Below are 16,271 nucleotides of genomic sequence, written 5' to 3' on the forward strand. Positions count from 1 at the left end.
GAATAACATGACTTTACTTAATCCCTACTTCGGCGAATTTGGCGGCCAGTATGTTCCGCAAATTCTGATGCCTGCGCTGGTTCAGCTGGAAGAAGCCTTTGTCAGCGCACAGCGCGACCCTGAGTTTCAGGCTGAATTTATTGATTTGCTGAAAAACTACGCAGGTCGCCCGACGGCGCTGACACTGTGCAAAAACCTCACCGCCGGTACTAAAACCAAGCTGTATCTTAAGCGTGAAGATTTGCTGCACGGCGGCGCGCATAAGACTAACCAGGTGTTGGGTCAGGCATTGCTGGCAAAACGCATGGGCAAAACAGAAATTATTGCTGAAACCGGTGCCGGCCAGCACGGTGTGGCATCGGCTCTGGCCTGCGCCCTGCTCGGTCTGAAATGCCGGATTTATATGGGTGCCAAAGACATTGAGCGTCAGTCGCCAAATGTGTTCCGTATGCGCCTGATGGGTGCGGAAGTGATCCCGGTACACAGCGGTTCATCCACGCTGAAAGATGCCTGTAACGAGGCACTGCGTGACTGGTCCGGCAGCTATGAAACAGCCCACTACATGCTGGGCACCGCAGCAGGCCCGCATCCGTATCCGACTATCGTGCGCGAATTCCAGCGCATGATCGGCGAAGAAACCAAATCCCAGATGCAGGAACGCGAAGGCTGTCTGCCGGATGCGGTGATTGCCTGCGTCGGTGGCGGTTCCAATGCCATTGGCATGTTTGCAGATTTCATCGACGACACCAGCGTGAAACTGATTGGTGTTGAACCGGGCGGTCTGGGTATCGAAACCGGACAACACGGCGCGCCGCTTAAACACGGTCACGTCGGCATTTATTTCGGCATGAAAGCGCCAATGATGCAGACGTCTGAAGGTCAGATTGAAGAGTCCTACTCGATTTCAGCCGGTCTGGATTTCCCGTCTGTCGGCCCGCAACACGCCTTCCTCAACAGTATCGGCCGTGCAGAATATGTGTCGATTACCGATGATGAAGCGCTGGATGCCTTTAAAGAATTGTCCCGTCATGAAGGGATTATTCCTGCGCTGGAATCCTCACATGCGCTGGCTTATGCGTTGAAACTGATCAAGGAAACGCCAGAGAAAGAACAAATCCTGGTCGTGAATTTGTCAGGTCGCGGCGACAAAGACATTTTCACCGTACACGACATCCTGACTGCCCGGGGAGAAATTTAATGGAACGTTATCAGCAATTATTCAAGCGTCTGGAAAGCAAAAAAGAAGGCGCGTTTGTTCCTTTCGTTACGCTGGGCGATCCGGGCGTTGAGCTTTCCCTGTCCATCATCGACACGCTGATTGAAGCCGGTGCGGATGCGCTGGAACTGGGGATCCCGTTCTCTGACCCGCTGGCTGACGGCCCGACGATTCAGAATGCTAACCTGCGCGCTTTCGCAGCGGGTGTGACACCGACGCAGTGTTTCAATATGCTCGCACGCATTCGTGAAAAGCATCCGGACATTCCGATTGGCCTGCTGATGTACGCCAATCTGGTGTTCCACAACGGTATCGAAACCTTCTATCAGCGTTGCGCTGAAGTGGGCGTCGATTCTGTGCTGGTGGCCGATGTGCCGTTTGAAGAATCCACGCCGTTCCGCGCCGCTGCATTGCGCCACGGTATTGCGCCAATTTTCATCTGCCCGCCAAATGCGTCGGATGACTTGCTGCGTGAGATTTCTTCTCATGGTCGCGGCTACACCTATTTGCTGTCCCGCGCTGGCGTTACCGGTACGGAGAAGCGCGCGCTGACGCCGTTAAATCACATGGTTGATAAGTTGCGGGAATACAATGCCGCGCCACCATTGCAGGGCTTTGGTATTTCTGAACCTTCACAGGTGAAAGAAACGCTGGCCGCAGGCGCAGCCGGTGCGATTTCCGGTTCAGCGACAGTGCGTATCATCGAAAACAACCAGCATCAGCCTTCTGAAATGCTGGCTCAGCTTTCCCGCTTTGTCAGTGAAATGAAGGCCGCAACCCGCGCATAACCTTCTCTAAAACAGAACCTCAGTCATACAGTGACTAAGGTTCTGTTTCTTTTAATTTCTTACTTTTTTTTACCCCGCTTAATTTGTATTACCCATTTCAATAATCCAAACTAAAATTACTCAGCAGATCAATGATACTGTACGTGAGAGAGATATCATCTGCTCAGTTAAACGTTTGTTTCTTTTGGTTTTATAACAAATCATGGAGAGTTATTTTATGAAGCTATTCAAAACATTGTCCGCATTCTGCATGGCAGCCGTTGTGGTCATGGCCGTTGCCGCGTGTGCACCGACTAAAAAATCAGAAGGAACCGGTGGTTACATCGATGACACTGTTGTCACAACAAAAGTAAAATCAGCCCTGCTGGCCGATAAAACGATTAAATCCACTGAGATTAGCGTCGAGACCTTTAAAGGCCGCGTGCAGTTAAGTGGTTTTGTGACGTCAACAGCGGATGCAAACCGTGCGGTAGAAGTGACGCGTGGCGTTGCAGGTGTACGTTCGATTGAAAATGATATGCGGGTGAAATAAGCCCGCGAATGCGGTATACGCAAATGCGGTAAACTGAAAAGCGAAGAGGCGCCGAAGCGCCTCTTTTTTTTGTGTTTTGTTCTTTAAAATCAGAAACGATAGCCGACGCCAAACATAAAGACCCACGGATCGATCCGGGTGTTGATGTTTTGCTGCTCACCACCGGCTTTGAATTTAACTTCCGTATCAATATCCATCCACCACACAGACATGTTGATTAACCAGTTGTCGTCCAGGTTGTAATCCAGACCCGCCTGCGTTGCCACGCCCCATGAATCTTTGACGCTTAAATCAGACAGCCCGGCATCACGCCCGGTCTGGTTGAAATCCGTGTCATAGAACGTGGTGTAGTTGATACCCACACCGAGGTAAGGACGCAATTTGTCCTGTCTGTCACCGAAGTAATACTGCGCCATCAATGAAGGCGGCAACTGCTTCACTTCTGCGATTGTCCCGGTACTTTGCAAACCGACTTTGTGCTGGAACGGCGTCGCGGCCAGCAACTCCATGCCGATGTTGTCGGTGAACATGTAGCCCAGCGTTAAGCCCATCTGGGTATTGTTGTTGATATTAAATGACCCCAGACCCAGCACGTTATCCGAACCTTCTGTCGGACGTACCGTGGCGGTGCCTACGCGAAAAATCACATCCCCTGCCTGATGTGCGCTCGCGACTGCCGGAAATGCCGCTGCTGCGACTAATGCCCAATATGCTGCTTTCATTGTCCCTTCCCTTTGTGTGGATTATTTATCAACCGCGCGAATGATACCTACTCTTTGGTATGGTTTGATCAATGCGAGATCACATCTTTAAAACAAAAAGTAAGAAAATGCATCTTCCGCAAAGCGATCTAAATCTATAAAAACAAAGGAATTGATCTGCATCAAAAATGAGGGGGTTTTGTAGATTTGTTAACAGGTGTAATCTCAGTTGCTAAAAAAATAGCGTTGCGTAATTTGCATACACAAGTTGGTTTTAAAATGGTGCCGTGGGTTGAATACGAATTTACTGGCGATTGTTCTCAGTCACCTCAGCGACGTTTACGCAGAGATTCATCAGGCAGACTGACAGGAAATCAGCGCAAAACTATCGGCGGAGTATATTTAAAGGGTACAATCCCCGCCTTATTGATTTTTGCTTTTTGCCAAGGAGCGTCCATGTCTATCACGGCCAGTACGTTGTACCGTGACAGTTATAATTTTATGCGTAATCAGATGAGTAGCGTTTTGGCGCTCTCGGTTCTGGCCGCATTAATTACCGTCATATTGAGCTGGGTTTTAAGTCCTTCCGCTAAGCAGATCGATGCTATCGGCCAACTGATGAGCAACATGACCGGCATGAGCGTCGGCGATATGATGGGTTATATCGAACAGCAAATTACTCCGGAGCAGCAAAGCGCTATTTTCCGCTATAGCCTGGCAGCACTGTTTTCCACTCTGGCCGGCAACGTCATTCTGGTCGGCGGCGTATTAACGCTTATTCAGCTGGTTTCTCAGGGCGTACGCGCCAGTGTCGTTCAGGTGATGACTGCTTCACTGCCGGTTCTGCCGCGTCTGGCTATTTTGCTCTTCATTTACAGCGTGATGTTCCGTATCGGGCTGGCACTGCTGTTTGTTCCTGCTTTCCTGATTGCGATTGCATGGGCGTTATCCCCGGTTATCGCGTGCAAAGAGAACACGGGTGCCTTCAAAGCGATGCGCCTGAGTACACGTCTGGCCTTCTCAAATGTACGTCTTGTGGCACCGGCTGTGATGTTGTGGATTGTGGCACAAGTGGTTCTGATGCTGTTTGTCGGCGTTCTGAGCGCACTCAATCCGATGATTGGCGCCGTTATTCTCGGCGCAGTCAGCAATATAATCAGTGCATTTATGCTGATTTATCTGTTCCGTCTTTACATGAAATTACATGCATAATATAGACATACGTTTTTAAGGGGCGCTCCGGCGCCCTTTTCTTTTGTCCGTGAAATGAATCCGGTATAGTCATCCCATACATAAAACATGGAATGAAGTATGAAGCAGCTCCTCGATTTTCTCCCCCTGATTGTCTTTTTTGTGGTTTATAAGCTTTACGACATCTTTGTCGCATCAGGCGCGTTAATCGCTGCCACCGCGTTAGCATTAGTGATCACCTGGGTTCTGTACCGTAAAATCGAGAAGATGACGTTAATCACCTTCGCGATGGTGGCGGTTTTCGGCACCCTGACCCTGGTTTTCCATAATGATGAATTCATTAAATGGAAAGTGACCGTGATTTACGTCCTGTTCTCCGGCGCATTGCTGATCAGTCAGCTGGTGCTGAAAAAGCCGTTAATCCAGCGTATGTTGGGTAAAGAGCTGACATTGCCGGATCACGTGTGGAATAAACTGAACATCAGCTGGGCGATCTTTTTCCTGCTGTGCGGCCTGGCGAACATCTATGTCGCCTTCTGGTTGCCACAGAATATTTGGGTCAACTTTAAGGTCTTTGGCCTGACAGCCCTGACACTGGTATTTACGCTGTTAAGTGGTATCTATATTTACCGGCATATGCCGGATGATGAAAAAAAATAAGCATTTTTTTGCACGGGCCTTTCTTTGAAAGGCCTTAATCTTTTGACAGTGTGAAGCCCAATACATGAACGAAAAACATAGCTTACCCAATGGTGAAATGGTGTTGCGTACGCTGGCGATGCCCGCTGACACCAATGCAAACGGTGATATTTTTGGCGGCTGGCTGATGTCACAGATGGACATGGGCGGTGCGATCCAGGCGAAGGAAATCGCTAAAGGTCGCGTCGTGACGGTTCGCGTTGATGGCATGACATTCCTCAAGCCGGTCGCGGTCGGTGATGTGGTGTGCTGTTATGCCCGTTGTATCCGTACCGGCAACAGCTCGATTACCATAAATGTTGAAGTCTGGGTGAAGAAAGTCTCTTCTGAACCTATCGGACAGCGTTACAGAGCCACTGAAGCGGTCTTTACCTATGTCGCCGTGGATGACGAAGGCAAATCGCGTCAGTTGCCGGATGGACGCAGTAATTTCAGCGTTGATTCAGACGGTGTTTCTCAGGACTGAGTGATTTCCTGAAATGCTGAAAAACGAAAAGGTCGCCTTGAGGGGCGACCTTTTTTATTGTTCTGAACGTCAGAATCCGCAGCAGGTGTTACTCCACGCTGCTGCCGCCTTTGATTTTGAACACCAGATTAACAATCAGGTTGCTCGCCGCTTTAGGCTCATAACGCCATTTGTTCATCGCCTGCTTCACTTCACGCTCAAACATGTTGCGCGGTTCGGCTGACAACACGCGGATATTCTGCACGCGACCGTCACTGTCTACATCAAACTGCACACGTACACGGCCTTCGATACGCAGAGCCAAAGCACGTGCCGGGTAACCAGGCTGCCCGCGTTGCAGCGGACGTGGCCCGCTGTCACTTTTTGCATTGGTTGACGCTGGCGGCTGACTGAACGGTTTGTTTACCGGCTGATTGCTGGTCACCGGCGCGGTTTGGACTGTTTGCGTCGGTTTTTCTACCGGACGTTCAACAGGCTTAACCTTTGGTTTCACCACGGGTTTTTTAACCGGTTTCGGTTTGGGTTTCGGTGGTTCAGGGATCACCACGGCTTCTGGCGGAGGTGGCGGTTCAGGCACCACTTCCGGCTCAGGCTCGGGTTCAGGTGGCGTCGGTTCAGCCTGAGGCGGCGGCGGAGGTGGCGCAAAATCAGCGGGATTAACCATCGTCACGCTCATCACCTTTTGTTCCTGCGTCGGCAATTTGATCGACTCACCGACTGTCATATACAAAACGCCGGCGATAACAGCGACATGCAAACTGACAGCAAGCGCAACCGGAATCGTAACCTTGCGGATAAATCTAAACTTTTTTAGCGGCATAATGATTCATTTTCCCCGTGAAGCCGCAAGTTTAAATGTAAATAGCAATCATATTCAACACCGAGATGACAACTATTCTCAAATAACCTTTGCTTTGATCCTACGCAAAGCACTTTCCCCGGACTTCAGGTTTAGCTATGTTAATTCTGCAAAACGCTCTGGCAGCACCTGAACGCTGCAAATCGCTCTATAAAACCCAATTAAAGGTGACTCATGCTTTACGTTATTTATTCTGAAGATGTTTCGGATTCACTGGAGAAACGTGCCGCTGCCCGCCCTGCGCACATCGAACGCCTGAAAAAATTGCAGGAACAAGGCCGCGTATTGATCGGCGGCCCGACTCCGGCCATCGACAGTGAAGATCCGGGCGCTGCCGGTATGACCGGCTCCGTACTGATTGTTGAATTTGAAACGCTCGAAGACGCCAAAGTGTGGGCCGATGCTGACCCTTATGTCGCCGCTGGTGTCTATAAATCAGTCATCGTCAAACCGTTCAAACGCGTATTCTGATATTTTTCGGGCAGTCTTCGGGCTGCCCGTCGTTTCCTGTGCCCTGTCCTCTCTCCTGCTTTAATCAACTTTACTTTTGCTTACGCCAGTTGATTGTCTAACTTTCCGGATAGCCAATAATTTACCTGCGTAATTTTTATCAAAAGCGAATGGAGAACCGGATATGCAATGTCCTGTATGCAAAGAAAGCCAGCTGGTGATGTCTGAACGTCAGGGGATCGAGATCGACTATTGCCCGGACTGTCGCGGCGTCTGGTTAGATCGCGGAGAGCTGGATAAAATCATCGAGAAGTCCGCCGCGCTACAACAGACGGCACAGGTACAAGCTCCTCAGGAGCAACGGCCTCAGCCAGTACGTTATGACGAGCGCGACCGCCGGGACGACAATCGCCATCATGGCAATTACGATAACCGGGGTCATTACTCGTCGCATAAGCCGTATAAAAAGAAGAGTTTTCTTTCTGAGTTGTTCGACTGATTTCTGCCCGCTAAAAACTCACGCGCCATGACCAGAACGTTATGGCGCGATTTCCCCGAATGTCGTCACATTGCTTTCATCGCTTCTGTGTTAGGATGCCTACCCCTGCCCACGAGGTACGTCCTATGTCATTCTTCGACGGATTGAAGTTTCTAACCAGTACGACCACGAAGGTCACATGCCCTGAATGTGGTTACGTTTCAGAACAGATGACTGCAAAAGTACGCAAAAACTCGACGCTGGTTTGCAAAAAATGTGGCGCGCTGTTTCAGCCTAAATCCCGCTAATCAGGAATTCCATTCGTAATTTACGGCATATAATGACAAACGCTGGTGCTGCTGATGGTGGATCTGGCGAATGCGGTAGATGTGACGATAGCGTCTTGACTGACCTTCCAGCCAGCGGCTTCTGCGGCGCTGAGTCTGGCGTAGCATACGCCACCGGCCAACTTCATTTTTACTGCGTTTCATTCACTTGTGTCCCGTGATGCCCGTCACTGCTTCTTTAACGGAAGAGTTTCTTTTACAGAAAGTGCCTTAAACGGATAAAACTGCGGAGGTCATTATAGGCCGATGACGTTGTGATCCAAGTCTTGTTTTTTCCTTCTTCCCCGTTATCGTCTAACCTTGATGTCAGAGCAGTGACATTTTTATTAAGCGGATACAGATTTAAGAGGTAGCTGATTGATTGCTGGGATAAAGTTAGTTAAAAGAATGCCCCTTTCACGTACACTCACGCCGATGGCTTGCGAACAGGATTTTTCGCCTTTATGACAACATTTTATACGGTAATCAGCGGACTTCTGGTTTTCGGCTACTGGTTACTGATTGCCGGCGTCACCCTGCGTATTCTGATGAAACGCCGGGCGGTTCCTTCCGCAATGGCATGGCTGCTGATCATCTACATCATTCCTCTGGTCGGCATCATTGCTTATCTTTCGTTTGGTGAATTGCATTTAGGCAAACGACGTGCAGAGCGTGCTAAAGCCATGTGGCCTTCCACGGCGCGCTGGCTGAATGATCTCAAAGACTGCAAACGTATTTTCGCGACAGAAAACAGTGAAATTGCGGCGTCTCTTTTCCAGCTTTGTGAACGCCGTCAGGGCATTGCGGGCGTCAAAGGCAACCAGCTGCAACTGCTGACCACCAGTGACGACGTGCTGAAAGCCATGATGCGCGATATTGAACTGGCCCGCAGCAACATCGAAATGGTGTTCTATATCTGGCAGCCTGGCGGTCTGGTGGATCAGGTCGCTGAGTCCCTGATGGCCGCGTCACGCCGTGGTATTCATTGCCGTCTGATGCTCGACTCCGCAGGCAGCGTGGCCTTCTTCCGCAGCCCTTATCCGGCCATGATGCGCAACGCCGGTATCGAAGTGGTCGAAGCGTTACAGGTGAATTTATTCCGTGTATTCCTGCGCCGTATGGATTTGCGCCAGCACCGTAAAGTCGTGCTGATCGACAACTATGTCGCTTATACCGGCAGCATGAATATGGTCGATCCGCGCTTCTTCAAGCAGGATGCTGGCGTCGGTCAGTGGGTGGACCTGATGGCGCGTATGGAAGGCCCGGTCGCCACGACCATGGGCATTGTGTATTCCTGCGACTGGGAGATTGAGACCGGCAAACGCATTCTGCCACCGGAACCGGATCTGAATCAGATGCCGTTCGAGCAGGAAAGCGGCCATACCATTCAGGTGATCGCCTCCGGTCCGGGCTTCCCGGAAGATATGATCCACCAGGCGCTGCTGACCGCAACGTATTCCGCCCGCGAACAGTTGGTGATGACGACACCTTATCTGGTGCCAAGTGATGACCTGCTGCATGCCATTTGTACGGCAGCTCAGCGCGGAGTCGATGTCAGTATCATTTTGCCAATGAAGAACGATTCAATGATGGTCGACTGGGCCAGTAAAGCCTTCTTTGGCGAGTTGCTGGAAGCGGGTGTAAAGATTTATCAGTTCGAAGATGGCCTGCTGCATACCAAAAGTATTCTGGTCGACGGTCAGCTCAGTCTGGTTGGTACCGTGAATCTCGATATGCGCAGCCTCTGGCTGAATTTTGAAATAACACTGGTCATTGATGACGCCGGATTCGGTGACGATCTGGGTCGTGTGCAGGATGATTACCTTGCCCGTTCGCATCTGCTGGATGTCGAAGCCTGGCTTAAGCGGCCTTTCTGGCATCGCATCGTTGAACGTTTGTTCTACTTTTTCAGTCCGCTGCTGTAAAAGCCGCGTCGGGCATGATGTAATACGCTCAGTACCGGCTGGTTTCAGCCTGAACACACTTATTTGTAAACGAGAATGATATGGACCTGAATAATCGCCTGACCGAAGACGAAACGCTTGAACAAGCCTACGACATCTTTCTGGAACTGGCCGGAGATAATCTGGATCCAGCGGATATCCTGATCTTCAATCTGCAATTTGAAGAACGCGGCGGCGCTGAATTATATGATCCCGCAGAAGACTGGGTTGAGCATGTGGATTACGATCTGAATCCTGACTTCTTCGCGGAAGTGGTGATTGGTCTGGCTGACGCTGAAGATCAGCCGATTAATGATATCTTTGCCCGTGTCCTGTTGTGCCGCGAGAAAGATCATAAGCTCTGTCATATCCTCTGGAAGGAGTGATTTAGGAGAGGCGCTTAACAGAAAAGAAAAACCTGCCAATGGCAGGTTTTTTTATGCTTTCCGTCTGAGAGTATTTATCAGAGCGGATCAACTTTCAGGCAGGATACCGCATGACGGAAGCTGCCTTCCAGCAACGGACGGGTGATCGCACATTCAGGTCCGGCTATCGGGCAGCGGGTACGGAATACGCAGCCTGATGGCGGATTGATCGGCGAAGGTAACTCCCCTTCCAGCAACTGAATGGTCTTGTTGCGCTCTTTATCCGGATCCGGCACGGGCACCGCAGACATCAGGGCACGGGTATACGGATGCTGAGGATTGTTGTACACCTCATCATAAGTTCCCAGTTCGACCGCATGTCCCAGATACATCACCAAGACACGGTCAGAAATGTGCTTCACCACTGCCAGATCGTGCGCGATGAAAATCAGCGACAAGCCCATTTCGCGCTGCAACTGTTGCAACAGGTTAACAACCTGCGCCTGAATAGAAACATCCAGAGCAGAAACCGGTTCATCACAGATAATCAGTTTCGGTTCAAGGATCAGGGCGCGGGCAATACCGATACGCTGACACTGACCGCCGGAGAATTCGTGCGGGTAACGGTTAATCAGGTTAGGCAGCAGCCCGACCTTTAACATCATTGCCTTCACTTTCTCTTTGACCTCAGCACGAGGCATTTTCGGATTATAGGTTTTCAGCGGCTCGGCAATAATTTCGCCGATAGTCATACGCGGGTTCAGAGACGCCAGCGGATCCTGGAAAATCATCTGGATGTCGCTGCGGGTCTGGCGCCACTCATTATCAGACATATTGAGCAGATCTTTGCCTAACCAGGCTACGCGGCCATCGGTCGCTTTTACCAGACCGATCAGCGCACGGGCGAAAGTCGATTTACCGCAACCGGATTCACCTACAACACCCAGAGTTTCACCTTCATACAGGCGCAGCGTGACACCATCAACCGCTTTCAGGGTTTTTGATGGCTGCCAGAACCACTGTTTGCCGTCTTTGATATCGAAATGGACTTTGAGATCCGCCACTTCAAGCAGGACTTTTTTCTCAGGTGCATTTGTGTTCATTGCCGCGCTGTTCATTACTGTATTGTCAGTCATACCAGTTCCTCCAGCGGCTTATAGCAGGCACGCAGGCGACCATCACCGAAACGCTCAAGCGGCGGAGCCGAGGAGCAGATATCCATCGCATGCGGGCAGCGAGGCTGGAAAGGACAACCTTTTGGCAGGCGCAACAAGTTTGGCGGATTGCCGGGAATCGTGAGCATCGCCCCGCCCTCGGCATCCAGACGCGGAACCGCGTTCAGCAGGCCGATAGAATACGGATGACACGGATCGTAGAACACATCGCGCGCACGACCATATTCCATGGTACGGCCAGCATACATCACCAGCACTTTATCGCAGATACCGGCCACAACGCCCAGATCATGGGTAATCATGATGATGGCGGTGTTGAACTCGGCTTTCAGCTCATTAAGTAACGTCATGATCTGCGCCTGAACAGTAACGTCCAGTGCGGTCGTGGGTTCATCAGCAATCAGCAATTTTGGTCGGCACAATAAGGCCATCGCGATCATTACGCGCTGGCGCATACCGCCGGAAAATTCGTGCGGGAACATTTTCATACGCTTGCGGGCTTCCGGCATTTTCACCGCGTCCAGCATGCGTACAGATTCTTCAAACGCTTCACGACTGCTCATTTTTTTATGCAGGATCAGGACTTCCATCAGCTGCTCACCCACACGCATGTACGGGTTGAGAGAGGTCATCGGATCCTGGAAAATCATCGATATCTGTTCTGCACGAAGCTTGTTGAGCTGCTGTTGCGGCAGGTTCAGAATTTCGCGGCCATTAAATTTCGCAGAACCGCCAATGCGACCGTTGCTGGCCAGCAAGCCCATCAGGGCAAATGCAGTCTGTGATTTACCGGAACCTGATTCGCCCACAATGCCCAGCGTTTCACCGGCACGTAAGTCAAAGTTCAGGTCATTTACCGCGGTCACGTCACCGTCGGGCGTCTCGAAAGTCACGCGCAGGTCTTGCACATCCAGCAGGATCGGAGGTGCTTTGCCGTCAACCGCAGCGGGTGATGCAAAAGTGGAGTGTTCAATGGTGCTCATGGTTGCACTCCTTAACGATCTTTCGGGTCGAGGGCATCACGCAAGCCATCGCCGATAAAATTGAAACAAAACAGAGTTACAACCAGGAAGCCTGCCGGGAACAGCAGTAACCAAGGTGAAACTTCCATCGAGTTGGCGCCATCACTTAACAACGCGCCCCAACTGCTCAGCGGCTCCTGCGTCCCTAAGCCGAGGAAGCTCAGGAAGGATTCGAACAGGATCATGCTGGGTACCAGCAGCGATGCATACACCACTACGACACCCAGTACGTTCGGAACAATGTGACGCAACACGATATTGCGCGTATTCACACCGCTCACCAGCGCCGCTTCGATGAATTCTTTACGTTTCAGACTAAGGGTCTGACCACGCACGATACGTGCCATGTCCAGCCAGGACACCATCCCGATCGCCACGAAGATCAGCAGGATGTTTTGTCCGAAGAAGGTCACCAGCAGAATGACGAAGAACATGAACGGGAAGGAGTTGAGAATTTCCAGCAGACGCATCATCGCGGAGTCAATTTTACCGCCCAGATAACCGGACAATGACCCGTAAAGCGTACCGAGGATCACCGCAACCAGCGCTGCCGCCACGCCAACCATCAGGGAAATACGCCCGCCGATCGCCACACGCACCAGCAAATCACGGCCTGAAGAATCTGTCCCGAAGAAGTGATGGGAAGCCATATCAGGGGCGGCTGACATCATATTCCAGTCAGTATCATCGTAGGCAAACTGCGACAACATTGGCGCGAAAGTCACAAATAAGGCGATGAACGCGAGGACGATCAGGCTGGTCACCGCGGCGCGGTTGTGCATAAAGCGGCGTCGCGCATCCTGCCACAAACTGCGGCCTTCAACTTCCAGTTTCTCGCTGAAGTTTTCGACGACGTCGCTATTTTTCTTACTTAACATCATTGACGTACTCCGGCATTAATAACGGATTTTCGGGTCGATGACGGCATAAAGCACGTCGACGATCGCATTGAACAAAATAGTCAATGCGCCCACTAAAATGGTCAGGCTCAGAACCAGTGAATAGTCACGGTTTAATGCACCGTTAACAAACAGCTGGCCAATACCTGGCAATCCGAAAATGCTCTCGATGACCATCGAACCGGTGATGATACCCACGAAGGCCGGTCCCATGTAGGACAATACCGGCAGCAGCGCGGGTTTCAGTGCGTGACGCAAAATGATGCGGCGCAATGGCAAACCTTTAGCACGTGCTGTACGGATAAAGTTGGAATGCAGAATTTCGATCATTGAGCCACGTGTGATACGCGCGATACTGGCGATATACGCCAGAGACAGCGCCACCATTGGCAAGATCATATATTTTGCGCCACCGCCGTTCCAGCCACCACCAGGCAGCCATTTCAGCGTAATCGCAAATATCAGCACCAGTAACGGCGCCACCACGAAACTGGGTATAACCACCCCGGTCATCGCTATGCCCATTACCGTGTAATCCCATTTGGTATTTTGGTTCAGGGCGGCAATAACGCCCGCACTCACACCAAACACAATCGCCATGATAAATGCCGCCAGACCGAGTTTCGCTGAAACCGGGAACGAGGCCGCAACCAGATCATTAACGGTATAGTCTTTATATTTGAACGACGGGCCGAAATCGCCTTTCGCCAGCTGTTCTAAATAGTGGAAGTACTGCTTATACATAGGGTCATTGAGGTGATATTTGGCCTCAATGTTTGCCATCACTTCTGGCGGGAGATTACGCTCACCCGTAAAAGGGCTGCCCGGTGCGAGACGCATCATAAAAAATGAAATGGTGATCAGAATGAATAGCGTCGGAATCGCTTCCAGACAGCGGCGTAAAATAAACTTTAACATTGCCCGTACCTGTTTCTAAGCCTGTCACTACAGCTTTATAGTTTTGGCTTGTTCACGACGACCATCAACTGATCGTCGCCGTGGTGGCTCTTTGTTTTCATCCCGAAATCCGGAATGAAAAACATTACCTTCATCAAAATAGGATGAGCAAGGCAGCTCGGGGATGCCTTGCTCTGATATCCGTGACTTAGTGTTTGATGATGTACAAGTCTTTCACGTAGACGTTGTCCTGCGGATCTTTACCGGTGTAACCGCCAACGTATGGTTTCACCAGACGCGCGTTCACGTAGTAATAAACAGGAACAATGGCAGAGTCTTTATCCAGCTGGGTTTCTGCTTTCTGATACAGCGCCGCACGCTCTTCATCAGTTTTCACTGTCAGAGTGTCCGCGATGTCTTTATCAAACGCCGGGCTCTTATAGTGAGCGGTGTTGTTGCTGCTGTCAGACAGCATGGTGTTCAGGAAGGAAGAAGGTTCGTTATAGTCAGAACACCAGCCCGCACGTGCCACATCAAAGTTGCCCTGATGACGGCTGTCCAGGAAGGTTTTCCATTCCTGGTTAACGAGTTTCACGTCAACACCCAGGTTTTTCTTCCAGATAGCGGCGGCAGCGATAGCCAGTTTCTTGTGCAGATCCGACGTGTTGTACAACAGATCGAAAGTCAGAGGTTTAGCAGAGGTGTAACCTGCTTCGGCCAGCAGTTTTTTAGCCTGCTCGTTACGTTGTTCCTGAGTCTCTTTGAACCAGGCTGGCGGAGTCAATTTCGCACCATCGGTATAAGGAGGGGTGTAACCGTAAGCTGGCAGGTCGCCCTGTGCTTTTACTTTGTTCACGATGATATCGCGGTCCAGGCCCAGTTTCAGTGCTTCACGAACGCGAGAATCGGTAAACGGCGCTTTCTGGTTGTTGATTTCGTAGTAATAAGTACACAGGTACGGGTCAACGTGAACTTCGGTTGGGATTTCTTTCTTCAGTTTCTGGAACAGTTCGATCGGCATGTTGTTGTAAGTCATGTCGATTTCGCCGCTGCGGTAGCGGTTAACGTCAGTTACTTCCGAAGAAATTGGCAGGTAAGTTACCTGGTTGATCACAGTTTTTGCGTTATCCCAGTAAGTCGGGCTGCGTTCCAGGACAATACGTTCGTTGACGGTCCAGGCTTTCAGTTTGTATGCGCCGTTGCTCACGTAGTTTTCTGGTTGGGTCCATTTGTCGCCAAACTTCTCAACAACACTTTTGTTTACCGGCTTCATCGCGGTGTGAGACAGCATTTTTACGAAATACGGAACAGGTTCGGTCAGCGTTACTTGCAGGGTATGGTCGTCGATGGCTTTCACACCCAGAGTATCAGGGCTTTTCTTACCACTAATGATGTCATCAATGTTTTCGATATGACCGTATTGCAGGTAGCTTTCGTAAGGAGATGCGGTTTTAGGATCTGCCAGACGCTGCCAGCTGTAAACGAAATCAGCGGCGGTCACAGGGTCACCGTTGGACCATTTAGCTTCCGGACGCAGGTGGAAGGTCCAGACTTTAAAATCTTTGTTTTCCCAGCTGGTTGCTACGCCAGGAATAACGCTGCCGTCTTTACTGTCGGTATTCACCAGGCCTTCAAGCAAGTCACGGATAACGTTGGATTCTGGTACGCCTTCAACTTTATGCGGGTCGAGAGACTGAACTTCTGAACCGTTGTTACGAACCAGTTCTTGTTTGGCTGCCAGAGTGACACCTGCCGGCACATTGGCTGCAAATGCATTATTCACTGACACCGCGCCAACCGCAGCCATAATGCAGGCAGCCAGCAGATTTTTTTTTGTGATGTTGGTCATTTTTATTCAACTCCAGTTTTTATTATGAACTTGCACGCCTGGGTGCAAGATAAACCCTTGCTGGGTCAACGGATTTCAAGAGCAGGAACGAATTGCTCATGAAAAGCCCCATGTAGTTACCACCCGCAGATGGCTGTCCCCTACTACTGCATGTGTTACCTGGTAAGTCCGTTAAACCTCTGGCTGTTAATCGCCTTGCGGTTTCTGAGATCGTTAAGGATGATCTCGCTCCATTTGATTCACCCCGTGCGCGACAAAAAGAATTCTGTGGCGAACCAGGCAATCACATACTGTTATTCCTGCACTTAACAATATTATTTTCTTATTAACCCGACTTAGGGCGATAGAAAATCCTTCGCGGTTAAATGCGAGCCATCAAATTAATAAGAAGAAGATCTGAAGATTTGTTTAGCTG

At 50.5% G+C, this 16,271-nt stretch carries 19 protein-coding genes; 11 read left to right on the plus strand and 8 right to left on the minus strand.

Translation table 11 applies throughout. From position 1 onward, the window contains the following. Positions 1 to 7: 7 nt before the first annotated feature. The 3 genes from trpB (at position 8) to CKQ54_RS16330 (ending at position 2,536) form a co-directional block, all read left to right on the plus strand. The gene (trpB, locus tag CKQ54_RS16320; protein WP_112288837.1) at positions 8 to 1,198 is read left to right on the plus strand and encodes a tryptophan synthase subunit beta; all 1,191 of its coding nucleotides are present in this window, start codon (positions 8 to 10) and stop codon (positions 1,196 to 1,198) included. Next, positions 1,198 to 2,004, plus strand: coding sequence for a tryptophan synthase subunit alpha (trpA, locus tag CKQ54_RS16325; protein WP_112288836.1), 807 nt, complete (start codon positions 1,198 to 1,200; stop codon positions 2,002 to 2,004). Before trpB ends, trpA begins: the two co-directional genes overlap by 1 nt. A gap of 217 nt (positions 2,005 to 2,221) precedes the next feature. After that, complete coding sequence (locus CKQ54_RS16330; RefSeq protein WP_095921655.1) at positions 2,222 to 2,536, plus strand: BON domain-containing protein; 315 nt, start codon at positions 2,222 to 2,224, stop codon at positions 2,534 to 2,536. Positions 2,537 to 2,625: 89 nt separating this feature from the next. Here the strand turns inward: CKQ54_RS16330 and ompW are convergent, their stop codons facing one another. Further along, complete coding sequence (ompW, locus tag CKQ54_RS16335; RefSeq protein WP_112288835.1) at positions 2,626 to 3,258, minus strand: outer membrane protein OmpW; 633 nt, start codon at positions 3,256 to 3,258, stop codon at positions 2,626 to 2,628. Positions 3,259 to 3,693: 435 nt separating this feature from the next. Here ompW and CKQ54_RS16340 point away from each other — a divergent pair, with 435 nt between their 5' ends. The 3 genes from CKQ54_RS16340 (at position 3,694) to yciA (ending at position 5,593) form a co-directional block, all read left to right on the plus strand. Next, the gene (locus CKQ54_RS16340) at positions 3,694 to 4,449 is read left to right on the plus strand and encodes a YciC family protein (protein WP_120161401.1); all 756 of its coding nucleotides are present in this window, start codon (positions 3,694 to 3,696) and stop codon (positions 4,447 to 4,449) included. A gap of 99 nt (positions 4,450 to 4,548) precedes the next feature. Then, on the plus strand, positions 4,549 to 5,088 hold the full coding sequence (locus CKQ54_RS16345) for a septation protein A (RefSeq protein ID WP_120161399.1): 540 nt from the start codon (positions 4,549 to 4,551) through the stop codon (positions 5,086 to 5,088). 64 nt (positions 5,089 to 5,152) lie between these two features. Further along, positions 5,153 to 5,593 carry an acyl-CoA thioester hydrolase YciA gene (gene yciA, locus CKQ54_RS16350; protein ID WP_013575935.1) on the plus strand — a complete coding sequence of 147 codons (441 nt, stop codon included), beginning with the start codon at positions 5,153 to 5,155 and terminating at the stop codon, positions 5,591 to 5,593. Between the two features lie 88 nt (positions 5,594 to 5,681). Here the strand turns inward: yciA and CKQ54_RS16355 are convergent, their stop codons facing one another. Next, positions 5,682 to 6,413 (minus strand): energy transducer TonB, encoded by a 732-nt coding sequence (locus tag CKQ54_RS16355; protein WP_112288832.1) that lies wholly within the window; start codon positions 6,411 to 6,413, stop codon positions 5,682 to 5,684. Between the two features lie 213 nt (positions 6,414 to 6,626). Between CKQ54_RS16355 and CKQ54_RS16360 the strand changes: the two genes are divergently transcribed. The 3 genes from CKQ54_RS16360 to CKQ54_RS25805 all read left to right on the plus strand — a co-directional run bounded on the left by CKQ54_RS16360 (position 6,627) and on the right by CKQ54_RS25805 (position 7,688). Next, the gene (locus CKQ54_RS16360; protein ID WP_120161397.1) at positions 6,627 to 6,923 is read left to right on the plus strand and encodes a YciI family protein; all 297 of its coding nucleotides are present in this window, start codon (positions 6,627 to 6,629) and stop codon (positions 6,921 to 6,923) included. 163 nt (positions 6,924 to 7,086) lie between these two features. Then, positions 7,087 to 7,401 carry a TFIIB-type zinc ribbon-containing protein gene (locus CKQ54_RS16365; protein ID WP_120161396.1) on the plus strand — a complete coding sequence of 105 codons (315 nt, stop codon included), beginning with the start codon at positions 7,087 to 7,089 and terminating at the stop codon, positions 7,399 to 7,401. A gap of 125 nt (positions 7,402 to 7,526) precedes the next feature. Further along, positions 7,527 to 7,688, plus strand: a complete 162-nt coding sequence (locus CKQ54_RS25805) for a YnfU family zinc-binding protein (RefSeq protein ID WP_217150653.1) — start codon at positions 7,527 to 7,529, stop codon at positions 7,686 to 7,688. On the opposite strand, the gene CKQ54_RS16370 is transcribed toward CKQ54_RS25805, so the two are convergent. Beyond that, complete coding sequence (locus CKQ54_RS16370; RefSeq protein WP_101076905.1) at positions 7,689 to 7,871, minus strand: YciY family protein; 183 nt, start codon at positions 7,869 to 7,871, stop codon at positions 7,689 to 7,691. 299 nt (positions 7,872 to 8,170) lie between these two features. Here CKQ54_RS16370 and cls point away from each other — a divergent pair, with 299 nt between their 5' ends. Both cls and CKQ54_RS16380 read left to right on the plus strand, forming a co-directional pair. Then, positions 8,171 to 9,631 carry a cardiolipin synthase gene (gene cls, locus CKQ54_RS16375; RefSeq protein ID WP_120161394.1) on the plus strand — a complete coding sequence of 487 codons (1,461 nt, stop codon included), beginning with the start codon at positions 8,171 to 8,173 and terminating at the stop codon, positions 9,629 to 9,631. Between the two features lie 80 nt (positions 9,632 to 9,711). After that, entirely contained in the window at positions 9,712 to 10,035 is a 324-nt protein-coding gene (locus CKQ54_RS16380) for an HI1450 family dsDNA-mimic protein (RefSeq protein WP_112288828.1), read from the plus strand. Between the two features lie 77 nt (positions 10,036 to 10,112). On the opposite strand, the gene oppF is transcribed toward CKQ54_RS16380, so the two are convergent. The 5 genes from oppF to oppA all read right to left on the minus strand — a co-directional run bounded on the left by oppF (position 10,113) and on the right by oppA (position 15,856). Beyond that, complete coding sequence (oppF, locus tag CKQ54_RS16385; protein ID WP_112288864.1) at positions 10,113 to 11,117, minus strand: murein tripeptide/oligopeptide ABC transporter ATP binding protein OppF; 1,005 nt, start codon at positions 11,115 to 11,117, stop codon at positions 10,113 to 10,115. Positions 11,118 to 11,146: 29 nt separating this feature from the next. Next, entirely contained in the window at positions 11,147 to 12,172 is a 1,026-nt protein-coding gene (oppD, locus tag CKQ54_RS16390; RefSeq protein ID WP_232829873.1) for an ABC transporter ATP-binding protein, read from the minus strand. Between the two features lie 11 nt (positions 12,173 to 12,183). Next, positions 12,184 to 13,092 (minus strand): oligopeptide ABC transporter permease OppC, encoded by a 909-nt coding sequence (oppC, locus tag CKQ54_RS16395; protein WP_112288827.1) that lies wholly within the window; start codon positions 13,090 to 13,092, stop codon positions 12,184 to 12,186. 15 nt (positions 13,093 to 13,107) lie between these two features. Then, positions 13,108 to 14,028 carry an oligopeptide ABC transporter permease OppB gene (gene oppB / locus CKQ54_RS16400; RefSeq protein WP_112288826.1) on the minus strand — a complete coding sequence of 307 codons (921 nt, stop codon included), beginning with the start codon at positions 14,026 to 14,028 and terminating at the stop codon, positions 13,108 to 13,110. A 187-nt stretch (positions 14,029 to 14,215) separates the two neighbouring features. Continuing rightward, positions 14,216 to 15,856: an oligopeptide ABC transporter substrate-binding protein OppA gene (oppA, locus tag CKQ54_RS16405; protein WP_112288825.1), complete on the minus strand. Its 1,641-nt coding sequence runs from the start codon at positions 15,854 to 15,856 to the stop codon at positions 14,216 to 14,218. Positions 15,857 to 16,271: the final 415 nt, after the last annotated feature.

The sequence above is a fragment of the Rahnella variigena genome (assembly GCF_003610915.1).
GTDB lineage: Bacteria > Pseudomonadota > Gammaproteobacteria > Enterobacterales > Enterobacteriaceae > Rahnella > Rahnella variigena.